This is a genomic window from Mycoplasma sp. Mirounga ES2805-ORL (assembly GCF_017084445.1).
Taxonomy (GTDB): Bacteria; Bacillota_I; Bacilli_A; order Mycoplasmatales; family Metamycoplasmataceae; genus Mycoplasmopsis.
Map to the genome: position 1 here is coordinate 258108 of NZ_CP070947.1, position 14279 is coordinate 272386.

A 14279-nucleotide genomic window follows, 5' to 3' on the forward strand; every position below is an offset into this window, starting at 1 on the left:
TATGAATAAAACATTATGAAAAAATGCTTCGTTTTGAATGAGATTGTTAATAAATATAATTGATTTTGTCTTATTTGCTTTACCTGTGTCAATAATTTACTATTTTTTAGTAGGAAATTTCGAACATGTAATGTCTCTTAATTATTATTTATTTATATTATTCTCAAACTTGATTAGTTTTATATTGTTTATATTAATTCCCATAATCTTAAATAATAAAACAATTGGAATGCTAATCTGCAATGTTAAAACAATTAATCAAAATAATCTTTCAAAATGAAGCAAAATTAAAAATGTAATTAAATCTTCGATATCGTCATTTGGTTTTTTTCTCCTTGTCTCAATAATATTTCTATCGACAATTTATGGCAACGAACTAAATGAATTTAAAAAATATATTAATAGCTCGAGTGATATTAAAAAAAACTCACCAGCTAAATTTGTATTTACTGAGAGATTTATAGTAACTATAACATCTATTTGATTTTTTATATCAATAATAAACTATGCAATTATTATTGTATCTAAATCAAAATTAGGTTTTTATGATTTTCTAAATAATAGAAGAATTGTATATAACAAGCCTTTTACTCAATATGAAGTTAATAAGAAAATTAAACTTGTTCCAATAAAAGTAAATAATGAAGATATTATTCATCATAATTAATAAAAGGAGTAACAATGAAAAGAATAGATCAAATTTTAGATAAATTAAATGATAAACAATTAGAGGCACTTAAATATTTTGATGGTCCTCTAAGAATTATTGCGGGAGCCGGGTCTGGTAAGACTAGAGTTTTAACACGTAAAATTGCTTATTTAGTTAGTGAATTGGGTATTTCGCCTTCTAAGATTCTAGCAACAACTTTTACTAACAAAGCTGCCAATGAAATGACTGAACGTGTTAAACAATACACCGGTGAAGAAATTAATAAATTGCAAATTTGTACTTTTCACTCATTGTGTGCTAACATTCTTAGAAAAGAAGCTTTTCATTTAAACCTAAATAACGACTTTCAAATTTTAGATGAAAGTGACAAGAAGCAAGTAATAACATCTATATATAAAAATAATGGTTATGACGTTGAAGAGGTTAATTTTAAATACATAATCAGAGTATTTAGTAGAGCAAAAAATAACGACTTTACTACTGAAGAATTAATAGAAGAATTAAATAAAAGAGAACCAGCTAGCTTAAAATCAAACGCTTTTATTGGTAAACTTTTTGATGAATATAATCAATATCTAAAAGACAAAAAATGCTTAGATTTTGATGATTTGATTATTTTAACTAAAAAACTATTTACAGATTTTCCTGAAATTAGAAAAATATGAAGCAGTAAATTTTCATACATTTTAGTTGATGAATTTCAAGATACATCAAAACATCAATATGAAATAGTTAAGTTTCTAGCATCAGATAATGCCCAACTTACAATTGTTGGTGATCCAGATCAAACAATATATGGTTGAAGGGGGGCAGATGTTAATTTAATTCTAAATTTTGATAAAGACTTTAAAAATACAAAAACAATTATTTTAGACACAAACTACCGTTCAACCCCAACAATTCTTAATGCAGCTAATCAACTAATTAAGCACAACAAAAAACGTTTTAACAAAGATTTAAAAACAATTAATCCAGATGGCGAACCAATTGAATATACTCATGCTTTTAGTGTAGAAGCAGAAGCTAGATGAGTTGTACAAAAAATTAATGAATTAAAAAAGAAAAAAATTCAATTAAAAAATATTGCCATCTTCTATCGTTCAAATCACTATTCACGTTCATTTGAACAAGAATTAATTAATGAAGGAATAAATCACAAAATATTTAATGGTTTAAAATTCTTTCAACGCAAGGAAGTTAAGGATGTTTTAGCATTTCTTAGAGTGATTTATGATGGAAGTGATATTGCTTTAACTAGAATTATTAATGTTCCTAATAGAGGGATAGGAGAAGTTTCTCTAAAGAAAATAACAGATGCTGCTAATCAGAAAAAAATGTCTATTTACAAATATCTAATAGAAAACTTTATGTCTTTAGATATTAAGAAAAAAGCTAAAGAAAATTTAGTTCTTTTACTAAATCTAATCAATAAATATCGTAGAGCTTTAAAACAAAACGGAATTAGCTCTGTTTTAACACATTTTTTAAAAGAAATAAACTATTTAGAATATATTGATAGTGACTTAACATTAAATAATTCTGGTAGAGAAAATATTGATGAATTACTAGAATCAATAAAGGAATGAGAAAAACAAAATCAAGGTAAGGGATTGAGAGAATATCTTGAAGAAATTAGTATTTTTTCAGCTGGTGATGAATTTGATAACTCAATAAATTACGTTTCGCTTATGACAGTTCATGCCGCTAAAGGTCTTGAATTTGATAATGTTTTCTTAGTTGGAATGAACGAAAATGTGTTTCCACATATCAAAACCTTAGAAACTAGTGATGAAGAAATGCTTGAAGAAGAAAGACGTTTAGCTTATGTTGCTGTAACAAGAGCAAAAGATAGATTATTTGTAAGTAGCAGTCGCGGTTATCTTTTTAACACAAATACTCAAAAACAACCTTCAAGATTTTTAAGTGAAATGGGAATTGATTTAAATAAAACAATCTTGCATCATGACCCTATAGATTTATCAATTATTCAAGCAACAGATGAAAAAGAAATAAAATCAATAAATAAACAAATAATAAGAGGAGACATTATTGCTCACACATTTTTTGGTGAAGGAACAGTTGTTGAAGTATCAAATGAAACAATTATTGTAAAATTTACTAATAATAGAATTGAAACATTGGAAAAGAATCACCCTTCTATTAGACTATTAAGAAGTGAAAGTGAGAATTAGTAATGAATTATTTTTATTTTAGTGTTCTAATAGTGTCAACTATTATTTTAATAATTCTTTTGGCTATTTTTAGCAACAAGATGATAATAGCTAAAAAAGTTCATACAAAAGGATTTCAATATTTTAGAATTGATGTTGAAAAAAATACTATTGTCAAACTTAGCTCAAATGAATTTAGTAACGTTTTAAATATTGATCATAATACTTCATTTAGTAAAAATCACTACAATGACTTAGACTCATTTATTAATTTCTTTGACGACAAGACATCGAAATTAATTGATGAATACTTAAAAAATGATAGAAGTAATAGAATTTTAAATATTTATGGATATCTTTCAAAAAACAATGAAAAAAATAATCCATTTACTAAAACACTAAAAAAAATGAACATAGATATTAATAATTCATTAATAAATATTAAAATGTTTCCTTTAAAGTTGGAAGACAACAAGGTATTATGTTCTATTCAATATGAATTTAAGCGTAAGGATTTTAACCACCCTAATTTTAAATTAGTTTTAGGTGCAGATAATTTCATAAGAAAACAAAAAGAATATGAATACTTTACGTCAGTTTTATTAGACATTAAAAAATCATTTTTTACTAAAAAAATAAATGATGAAGGAATTTTAAGTATTTTGGAATTTTTAGAATTAATGGAATATGAAGGTTTTTTATATCAAAAAAACGGCATTTTGCAAATAGTTATTCCAAGAAAAAATATCAAAGATCTCATAAAACTTGAAAAATTATTGCTAACTAAAATTAAAAATATTCAAAAAAATAATATAAGTCATTTTGCATTCTCAAATATTTCTTTAATTTCGAATAAAGCAATAAATTCAATTAAGGAATTAGATAAGTATAACGACAAATGCAAATATTTAATTTATAATAAAATTAACTATCCTAAAAACTCTAAATTTAATGAATGAACGCTGGATAATAAAAACCATAGTGAAAGTTTTAATGATTTTCTTGAATTGACAAAGATGTTTGAAGATAAAAATGAATTTAAAGAATACATAAAGGAAACAGTCCATGTCAAGAACATAGATAGCAGAAAAAAAATAAATATTCAACTTCTTAAAAATAATATAACTGGGATATCAAATGAAAATTTAGAATTTTTAAAAAATATTTATTTTTATGAAATAATCTATGCAAACAAGTGAAATCAATTTTTAATTGATAACATCGATTCAGAATCTACAGTCATTCTCAAATCTAATACTTATGATCTAATTAACAATAAATATGATTTGCCTAAATCCAATGTAAAATTAGTATTTCTATTAAACAATAAAGATATAGATTTTGACTTTGATGTAATTCAAAAATTCAATAAGGAAAATCAAGACAAAAATATTGAAATAGGATTATATTTAGATAAAATTGATAACTCACTCGCTAGTCAAATTCACAAATACAAAATTAAATACTTAATTATAGGTGAAACGATAACTTCAAAAATCGAAATAGATACAGATTTATATTTAAATTTATATAACTTAATAAAATCAATAGATAATACAAATATAGTTATCTATGAAAAGCTTAATTCAAAAATAAATAATTATTACCTAGAAAAATTACAAATTAAATATAAAATAGAAAAGATTTAATAATCAAAAAGGGAGTATTATGAAAAAAATAGGTTTTATAATTGATTCGTTTTCATGCGAAACAGAAAAAAGTGCAAAGGAAAAAGGTTTTGAATTCTTTTCAATTGATGTTGAAATTGATGGAAAACTATATGAAGATGGTAGAGGTATAGACCGTACTAAAATGCTTGAAATGATTAGAGATGGAAAATCAATTAAGACATCACTACCAAAATTAGGAATGATGGAAGAAACAATTAAAAGAATGACAAAGGAATATGATGAAGTTATTTATGTTGGAATAAGTACTGGCTTATCTTCATCAATGAGAATTGCCGCAACACTTGAATCAGCATATAAAAATTTTCATATTTTTGAAAACTCGCTAGCTGGAGATATGTACCTAGAAATAATTGAATTTATAAAAAATAAATTTGAGGAAGGTAAAACAATTTCTCAAATAATTGAAGAAACTAATAAAATTCAAGAGCAATCATTAATATTTATTCTTCCACAAAAAATCAACTATTTAATTGAGGGTGGTAGGGCCACAGGTTTTAAAAAATTACTGTTAAAAACTTTTTCTAAATTAAGTGTACTTCCTTATGTTAAATTTTATGACAATAAAGTAAGTAATGGTGGAATAGCTCGTTCTTCAAGTAAAGCTGCCACACAAATTGTTCATAAACTATTAAATCATGTTGAATTAAGTAGTGCAAGTGAAATTAATGATAAATATGATGTGCATTTCATTTATGGTATTGATGAAGATTTTAATAATTCAGTCCGTTCAACATGTGAAAAATTAGGAATTAAATTTGCTTCTGAAAAACTTAATGCTAGTTCAATAGCAGTCCACACGGGACCAGAAGCTATTTCGTTATCAATAATGCCTAAAATTAATAAAAAATAAAATTTAGATTAATAAAAAAATGGAGCTATTCCATTTTTTTTAAACTTCTGAAGTTTTACTAACCTTTCTTAAATTTTTTTTAATAATAACGAGTTTAGGCATATCATCAGAATTATTTAATTTTTCAGTAATTCTATTGACAACCTCAATTTGATTTTTAATTCCAATATACGATAATTTACTAATTTCATGGTCATCATTCACTATTTTTCTTTTTAAGTCATGATAATTCATTTTAAATATATTGCTTAAATCAATAAACTTGGCAATATCAACTTTTTGAGTTTCACCATTTTCATTAATTCCATCTTTTACATCTATTTCAATAATATCATTAGAATTAATTCTCATAGAATCTAATTCTTTAAAACATGAAACAAAGAAAACGTCATCGTCATCTTCTGCTATTAGCATCATTACGTTAGATTTTAATGTATCTCCTTTAATCTTGTTAACGAACTCTGTTGCTAAATAAATAGGTTTTAACACTGGTATAGGAAAATTTTTGTTATTTTTTTGTTCATTTTTCATACATTATTATTGTAAAAATAAGATACCCATATAAAATACTGTATTTTCCTCTTTATTAAAATGTTGAAAAATTAAATAAAGTGTGTTTTTTAATAAAAAAAACTATTAAATATTTGTTTTTATAAAAATACAAATTTAAAAAATGTTAATAAAAACATGCCGAAGCACGTTCCTATATTATTTTAAATTAAATAACTTATTTTTTCATTTGCTCTGCTACTTCACTTGCAAAGTCAGATTGTTTTTTCTCTAGACCTTCACCAACTGTGTAACGAATTGCAGAAACTAGTTTATTGTTTGCATTGGCTAGATATTTTTTGATTGTTAATGATTCTTCCATCATAAACGCTTGTTTTTCTAAAACAATTTCACCTAACTTTTTATCTAACGATCCTTGTAAAATCATTTGTTGAACTTTTTCAGGTTTTTTATCAAAATTGTCAGGTTTTGAAAATTCAGATTTAAATTGTTCTACTTTAGAAGTTGGAACTTCTTTAACAAATGTAAATTCTGGTTTCATAGCAGCAGCGTGCATAGCAACATTTCTAGCTGATTCTTCATGTGAACCTTCAACAGTAACAATAGCTGCTATTTGACCATTAACATGAACAAATTTTCCTAAAACTTCGCCCTTATTAGCTGTTACTCTCTCAAAACGGCGAAGTGATATTTTTTCACCAATTTGAGCTGTTGAGTTTGAGATTAAATCATTAAGAGTTTCGTTATTAACTTTTACTTGTAATGCATCGTCAACATTTTTAGCGTTTGAGTCTAAAATAATTTTTGCAATTTCATCAACTAATAATTTAAATTTTTCATTTCTTGCAACAAAGTCTGTTTCACAGTTAACTTCCACTAATACAGCATTTTTGTCATTACTTGCTATTGTTACTAAACCTTCAGCACTAACTCTCCCTGCTTTTTTAGCAGCTTTAATTTTTCCGTTACTTTTTAATCAAGTAATTGATTTTTCTACATTCCATTCATTTGCCTCAAGCGCTTTTTTAACATCTATCATACCAGCATTGGTACGATCTCTTAATTCTTTAATTAATTCCATTTTATTAACAGACATAAATTCTCCTCTATTTCGTTTTGTATTTTTTGATAACTATTGTTAACTATATTTAAATCTTATTACTATTCGCTTTTTGGTTCATCTTCATTAGATGAATATTTTCTAACAAAATCTTTTCTATTATTGCTAAATCTTTTGTTTTGCGAGTAGTCTCTTCTAAATTTTAAGTTTTCTGGTTTTTCAAATTGTGGAAAGACAATATCTTCAACATCTTTATAAGCATATTTAGCTTTGCCACCTCTACCAACTGCAATGGCATCTGCTAAAACTGTAATAATTAAATTAATACTTTTAGCTGAATCGTCATTAGCAGGAATACCAAAGTCTACTAAATCGGGGTTGGCATTTGAGTCTAAAATACCAATAACTTTAACACCTTTTTTACGTGCTTCTTTAACAGCGATTTCATCATCGTTAGGATCTGCAACAATCATGAAGTTTGGTGTCCCTTTCATGTTTCTGATACCTTCTAAATTGTTGTGTAATTTATCAAGTTCTTTTTGAAACATTAATCCTTCTTTTTTGGTATAACCATCAAAGTTATTTTCTGCTTTTTGTTCTAATTCAGACATGTATTTAACACGTTTAAAAATTGTTTGTGAATTAGTTAATGTACCACCAAGTCATCTTTCTGATACATAATAACTATTTGTTCTAATGGCATTTTCTTTAATAGAATCTTTAGCTTGTTTTTTTGTACCAACAAAAATAAATGAAAGTCTTGGATTTTTTGATACATATTTCAATAATAAATTGTATGCATATTCTAATCTTTGTAATGTTACATTCGAGTTAATAATGTGAATTCCTTTTTTAGTTTGAGGAAATAAAAATTCCTTCATTTTAGGGTTTCACATACTTTTTTTGTGGCCAAAATATGCTCCTGCTTCTAAAATCTTATCTTTTGGAATAATAGCTTTTTTATCATCTTTTTTTGCGGCTTCAGCTGATGCGTCTTTAGCTTCAACAGATTTTGAAGTTTTTCTAGAAGTTTGTTCATTTTGATCTAAAGCGACTTCTTTTCTTTCTTTTGTTTCTTGTGTCATAAATTTTCCTTTTAGTTTGTTTTTCGTCCTATTATTTCTAACATTTAGCACTTTTTCTCAAAGCACACCCAAATGAATTCATAATAGTGTTTTATATTGAATTTAAAATTCATTTTTTATTTTATCAAAAATTGTTATTTTCCATACAAATTTTTCAAGTGAAAATGTGACTGGCAAGTTTAGTTAAAAAACAAACAATTTAAATAAAAAATATGGAACAAATTGTCACAAAAGGAATATTTTTTTTATCTTATATTTAACACTTTTGAACCGTTTCATATAATGAAACTATGTAATGTCAAGGAATTTCATTACATGATAAGTATTTGGAGGAAAAAATCAAAAATGAAAAAATCAAAAATTGTATTATTGTTAGGTAGTTTATCATCAGTTGTCGCTACCCCAGCACTTGCAATAAGCTGTGGTAATAATGATGAAAAAGAAACTAAAAAAATAGAAGAAGATTTATTAAATCAAGTAAAAATTGATATAAAAAATAAAAAAACAAAAACCATTAAAGAAGTAACTGAAGCAGATATAGTTTCGTCAGGCATTCCTGATGGCTATAAATTCAAGTTTATTGGAATGATTGAGGATGGTAATGACAATCAAACACTAAACATATCATTTAAATTAGAAAAAATTGACAATGGAAGTTTAACAAAAATTAAAACTATAAAAATTGTAGGATTCAAAAAAGAAAAACCAGGAATTGATGAAGAAGAACTTCTTAGCCAAGTAAAAATTGATGTTGAAAATAAAAATACAAAAATGGCTAAAGATATCAAAACAAAAGATGATTTAACTATTAGCAACTTGCCTAATGGATATGAGTTTAGTCTTATCGCCATTAATGTTAAAACAGCAACAACAATCGAAGTAGAATTTAAACTTAAAAAAACTGAAAACGGAAGTATCACTTCTAATAGTAAAACTATCAAAATTGAAGGTTTTAAAGAATCTCAATTTTCGGAAATATTCAATAATTTATCTGTTGAATATGATTTAACTAAAGTTGGCAATGATTTATCTACAATATTGCCTTCGCAAATAAAACTAGAAGATCTTTTATTAAAAAAGAACACACAAGAATTTAATTTAGAAACCGGAATAACCAAAGAATTTCAAATAGTAAAGGAAAAAACAAGTGATTGAACAGGTAAAGCAACTATTAAATTAACCTTAAAACAAGGTTCAGAATTTGAATCTAGAGAATTTGAACTAATTGGTTTTAAGAAAATGGAAATGAATGTTGAAAAGTATTTAAATAAAATTAATGTTAACTTAATTGATTCTAATCTTAAAAATCAAACCGCAAATTCAATTGAAGAAGATCAAATTAAGGTTGAAGGATTATCAAATCAAGAACTTCAATTATTTGATTTAGAAAAAACATTAGTTGCTAAAGATGAAGAATTAACAGTTACTGTTAAATTAACTGATAAAGTCACTGGAGAAAATAAAACGTCATCTAAAGAATATAAAATTTCAGGATTTGCTATAGACTGAGAAATGATTCAAAACAGTATTTCATTAGACTATGAAAATAAAACAAATACAACTGCTTATGACTTAGATATTGAAAAAGTTAAAGTTAAATACAATGATAGTGAATTACCAACTACTATCACAGTGAAAACGAAGGAATTTAAAACCGAAAAAAATAGTCTTTCAGACAGTAGTCTAATTGAAGGAACCAGAACTATTAATATTGTTTTAACAAAAAATGGTCAAGATAGTCAAATATTTGAAGTTCAATTAACAGGTTGTTTAAGAACAGCTAAAGTAATAATTGATCAAGTTGAATCAATTAAAAAATACTACTTAGTTCAATCTCCTAGTTCTAAAGAAGAACTTTCTAAACTTCAAGATGGAGACGAATTAAAATTTGATTACAAAGATGGGCAAATTAAAACTAATTCTAATGTTACTGTGTTTAAAATAGATGTTAAACCAAGTAGTAATACAAAACTATTTTCTAAATTAGACAAAAGCGGAGCTAATAAGGTAACTCTTATTAAGACAAGTGATAATAAATATGGAATTAAATTCTATCTAGGATACCATAATTGAGATTATATTATTGCTAGTCAAACACTTACAACTATTAAACCAACTGAGTTCACAATAGTAACAAAAGAAAAATTAACAGAAATAGCCGAAAACATTAAAACTAAATTTGACTATAAAGAAAAAGATAAAGTGTCAGTAGTAAACGCTATGAAAGACCAAATAACTTTGCCAAACATAGCTGATCAAGGCACAAATTTGAGCATTAATGTTTTAGAAATTATAAAAGACGCATCTAAAAACTTATTGTCAGTAAAATACCAAGTTGTAGCTAAAGTTAATGAAGAAGATATTCTTTCAGATGAAAAAATCGCTGAAATTAGTGGCTTTAAACAAACAACTTTAGATTCAGAATTTGAAGGTCTAAGTGTTGAATTTAACGGAGACAAAACATCAAAATTAGCTTCTGAAGCGAGAAACACAGATTTTATATTTAAAAAGAATGGTGAAAACCACAATATTGATACTTCAATTACAACTTCAATTGAAATTACTTCGGATAAAGTAGATGATTGAAAAGGCACTTTAGAACTTAAGATTACTTTAACTAAGGGATCTGAAAATGAATTTAGAATATTTGTAGTAAAAGATTTTAAAAAGAAAGAATTTAACATTGAGTCATATAAATCTAAAATTAATATAAACCTTGTTGATCAATCATCGCTAACTAAAAACGCATCTAAAATTAATGAAAATGACTTATCTATAGGTCTTTCCGAAGAAGAAGCAAAGTTATTTACAATTACAAAAACACTAAAAGCAGACGATGTTAATGGCACATTAGAAGTAATAGTTAAATTAGTGGATAACGTTACCGGAAATAACAATGAGGCAATAATTACAAAAACAATAGAAGGTTTCGTGACGGATGAAGCTGCTAAATATGCAAACCCGGAATTGTATAGAGCATCTAAGACCGGAACTGTTTTTGACACAAGCAAACTTACAAAAGAACAAGCATTATTAATAAAAGATTACGTTAAAAATTACAGTATTCTTAGACTAAATAATAATGAAAATAAAGTTAGATATAATCAAGGTGATAAAAAGAAATATGTAGTTGAAGGCATAACAACAACTATTGCTAAAGTTGGTTCACATGGTTCAGGTACTTCAACAACAATTACTCTTCCAAAAAATAAAAATACAGAAATAAGTAATCGTAAAGGAATACAAGTTGTAATTAGAAATAACGTCTTATATTTTGAATGAGTTTGTGTTCTTAAAGGGAATAAAGAAGGAGGTAGCGAAATTTTCAGCCAAAAGATATTTGATTTTTCATAATCACTTATGAAAAAACCAAATAAATCAAAAAAGATATTAATAAAAAAGAAAACTGGCTAAAAACTAGTTTTCTTTTTTATTTAATTTTTCAATTAATTCATTCCAAAATTCTTTTTTAATAATATCCTTATTTGTTATCACTTGATTTGTATTTATTTTTTCAAGTCACGATCTATATATCTTTATAAAAGAATTAATTAATTTGGTAGCAAGCTCATATGCTTTATCTCTATTTTCCTTTGGTGTATTCACACTTATATGATTAATTCATAGTTTAAAACCATCAAAACTTTCTCTAAAGTCTTTAAATTTATCTTCCTTCAAATCCGTTGCATCAATTTTATTAATGTAATCTTGCGCCGAATGTAATTCCTCTTTAAACAATTCTTTGCTATTTGAAACACATTTTGAAGCAATAACAACAGAACTTAATGATGAAATCATCAGTGAAGATCTTAAAAAATACCTATAATTCATTCATTTATTATAAAATAATGAAATTTTTATTTCACAAAAATTATTAATTTAATATCTTTATTGTGATACTAATACATAATCGCGTAAAATGTGATTGCGTGCTATATATTTAAAAATATATAAATACATTAATTTTATAACCTAGTTAAGTATTGAGTATCAAAGATTTTATGCATAAAAAGCACGTTAAATTATTAATTTAATAGGTATCAAAAGGAAAAATATGAAGAAAAATAAAAAATTTTTATTAATGGGATTGGCGTCTTTATCAGGAGTTTTACCTGTTGCTATTTCAGCTGGTTGCGGAAGCAACAGTAAAGAAAAAGACAAAAAAGAAGAAAAAGATGAAATTAGCTTATTAGCAAATGAAAAATTTATAGATAAAAGATTCGACACAAAAAATGACAAAAAGGTTGAATTAGGAGTTACTTTTTCAAAAGGTAAATCTCAATGAAACGCATTCGAAGATGTTATAAAAGCATACAACGAATATTGAAACTCTAAAACAGCAGAAGAAAGAGCAAAAGCTGGATACATGGAAGTAACAATTGATAACATTGGATCTGGTTATGATGGTGGACGTAAAAAAGTTACACAAGATTTAAGTTCCAAATCAGAAGATTTGCCTAACTTAATTACAAACTATGCACCTCTTGCTAGTGAAATAGCAATCAATGGAATGCTTTTAAACTTTGAAGACGAAAACAAAGAATATTCAACATCACAAAGTTTATTCCCTAAATCAATTACAGCTTCAAACAACAACACATCAAACATTGTTAATAAAGGTACATGAATTATTCCAACTCTAAAAAGTACTCATGCACTTGCCGTAAATGCACCAGTTTTAAGTTACATTTTAGAAACAATGGAAGGTGCTGGAGCAAAAATTAATTTAGCAAACTATGAAGAAATTAAAACAAACGGTAAAACTGACCGTACAACAGTTGTACAAAAATGAGGAACCGCTATATCAAATGATCAAATTCAAACCATTTTAGGTTCTAATTATGTAGTTGATGAATCAACATTCTCAGTTGGTGAAAAAATATTTGATTTTGCTCAAAAAGCACAAAAATTATTTACTGAATCATCAAAGGATAATACAAATGTTACGGTTTTAGGTATAGATGACATTAGTGGCCTAATACCTACACTAACATTTGCGGCTATTGATGCTGATGATACTGAAATGTATATTCAATCAATTTCAACTAATGTTAATGGAATTAAAGATAAAAAAGTTGACTATAAACCATTTAAAAACACAGAAAAAAAAGCTATCAAAAAACTTCAAAAAATATATGAACAAATCAAAATGACTATTGAAAAAAGAGCTTTAAAAATTCTAGGTGATGGTTCTTATACATCAAATGGTCAAAAATACCATGAATTTGCAATGGGATTAGGTTCAACAGCTGGATATTACTATAACTTCATCAAAGATGGAAAAACTGAAACAGAATTTAGACTTAAAAATTCAAGTGCAAAAGTTCTATTCGGAGAAGAAGCGGTACCTTTTGGTAAAAGCAGCGATGGTAAATACTTCTATAAATCAGGAAAACACTTTGATCAAGTTAAAGTTGATGGCGCAAAATATGATATTAATGTTAAACAAGAAACAATAGATAAATTAAATGCCATAACTAATTTACCAACCACAAATAGACCAAGTAGTGACTCAACTTTATTGTTTAAAATATCAACCAAAAAAACTGACATAATTAGTAAATTAGAAGAATTTGCGAAGAAACCAGAAGCATCAGACAAATTCATTTCAATCGGAAAAGATGCTAAAGAAGAATATCAATTATTTGTTCTAAAATTTACTACAGATGGTGGTTTTGAAAAAGTAACAATAAGTGACTCAGGATTTTTAAATAAAAACGAATTCTTTGCCTTTAACCCAATTTCAAAATGAAATGAAAATGATAAAAAGGATGTTTACTACTCACAAGGACCATCATTAATGGGTATTCACGCAAACGATGAAGAAGACAAGGCAACAAAATTATTTGTCAAATGACTAACAAGTGGCGAAAAAAATGCGTCATTATTAAATAACAAAGCACCTTATGAATATTTAAGTGAAGAAGCTAGTTATGTTTTCCCTGTAAAAGGATTTGAAAAAAATGACTATAAGGGAGATAACTTATATCTAAAATTAGCTTACAATGCATATAAAAATTCAATGCTTAATGATGAAAAATACGCAATGTATGAAGAATTAGCTGATGTTAATTCAGATAACTTTAGAAAAGTATTAGGACAACAATTTAAAAACGTTTACAACAAAATAACTACAAATCAATCTCTAAAAGACTTCAAAACAGAAATTATTGACGGTGTAGTTCAAAACGCTTCAGATTTATTTAAATAATATTATTAATACTTAATATTAATACTCTATA

At 25.9% G+C, this 14279-nt stretch carries 10 protein-coding genes; 6 read left to right on the forward strand and 4 right to left on the reverse strand.

All coding sequences use genetic code 4. From position 1 onward, the window contains the following. Nucleotide 1: 1 nt before the first annotated feature. The 4 genes from JXZ90_RS01055 to JXZ90_RS01070 are packed head-to-tail and all read left to right on the forward strand — an operon-like array spanning nucleotide 2 to nucleotide 5382. Nucleotides 2–667, forward strand: coding sequence for an RDD family protein (locus JXZ90_RS01055; protein WP_205848554.1), 666 nt, complete (start codon nucleotides 2–4; stop codon nucleotides 665–667). Between the two features lie 14 nt (nucleotides 668–681). After that, nucleotides 682–2862: an ATP-dependent helicase gene (locus JXZ90_RS01060; protein ID WP_205848555.1), complete on the forward strand. Its 2181-nt coding sequence runs from the start codon at nucleotides 682–684 to the stop codon at nucleotides 2860–2862. Nucleotides 2863–2864: 2 nt separating this feature from the next. Next, the gene (locus JXZ90_RS01065; protein ID WP_205848556.1) at nucleotides 2865–4490 is read left to right on the forward strand and encodes an MHO_4530 family protein; all 1626 of its coding nucleotides are present in this window, start codon (nucleotides 2865–2867) and stop codon (nucleotides 4488–4490) included. Between the two features lie 19 nt (nucleotides 4491–4509). Beyond that, the gene (locus JXZ90_RS01070) at nucleotides 4510–5382 is read left to right on the forward strand and encodes a DegV family protein (RefSeq protein WP_205848557.1); all 873 of its coding nucleotides are present in this window, start codon (nucleotides 4510–4512) and stop codon (nucleotides 5380–5382) included. A 39-nt stretch (nucleotides 5383–5421) separates the two neighbouring features. Here the strand turns inward: JXZ90_RS01070 and JXZ90_RS01075 are convergent, their stop codons facing one another. From JXZ90_RS01075 to rpsB, 3 genes are all read right to left on the reverse strand, one after another. Next, a complete protein-coding gene (locus JXZ90_RS01075; RefSeq protein ID WP_205848558.1) occupies nucleotides 5422–5913 on the reverse strand; it encodes a hypothetical protein in 492 nt (163 codons plus the stop codon). A 196-nt stretch (nucleotides 5914–6109) separates the two neighbouring features. Beyond that, nucleotides 6110–6988, reverse strand: a complete 879-nt coding sequence (tsf, locus tag JXZ90_RS01080; RefSeq protein ID WP_205848559.1) for a translation elongation factor Ts — start codon at nucleotides 6986–6988, stop codon at nucleotides 6110–6112. Between the two features lie 65 nt (nucleotides 6989–7053). Further along, nucleotides 7054–8037, reverse strand: a complete 984-nt coding sequence (gene rpsB, locus JXZ90_RS01085) for a 30S ribosomal protein S2 (protein ID WP_205848560.1) — start codon at nucleotides 8035–8037, stop codon at nucleotides 7054–7056. Between the two features lie 345 nt (nucleotides 8038–8382). Between rpsB and JXZ90_RS01090 the strand changes: the two genes are divergently transcribed. Then, nucleotides 8383–11391, forward strand: coding sequence for a lipoprotein 17-related variable surface protein (locus tag JXZ90_RS01090; RefSeq protein ID WP_205848561.1), 3009 nt, complete (start codon nucleotides 8383–8385; stop codon nucleotides 11389–11391). A gap of 63 nt (nucleotides 11392–11454) precedes the next feature. Here the strand turns inward: JXZ90_RS01090 and JXZ90_RS01095 are convergent, their stop codons facing one another. Then, the gene (locus JXZ90_RS01095; protein ID WP_205848562.1) at nucleotides 11455–11868 is read right to left on the reverse strand and encodes a hypothetical protein; all 414 of its coding nucleotides are present in this window, start codon (nucleotides 11866–11868) and stop codon (nucleotides 11455–11457) included. A 223-nt stretch (nucleotides 11869–12091) separates the two neighbouring features. On the opposite strand from JXZ90_RS01095, the gene JXZ90_RS01100 reads away from it, so the two are divergent. Beyond that, on the forward strand, nucleotides 12092–14248 hold the full coding sequence (locus JXZ90_RS01100) for a P68 family surface lipoprotein (protein ID WP_205848563.1): 2157 nt from the start codon (nucleotides 12092–12094) through the stop codon (nucleotides 14246–14248). The last annotated feature ends 31 nt before the right edge of the window (nucleotides 14249–14279 follow it).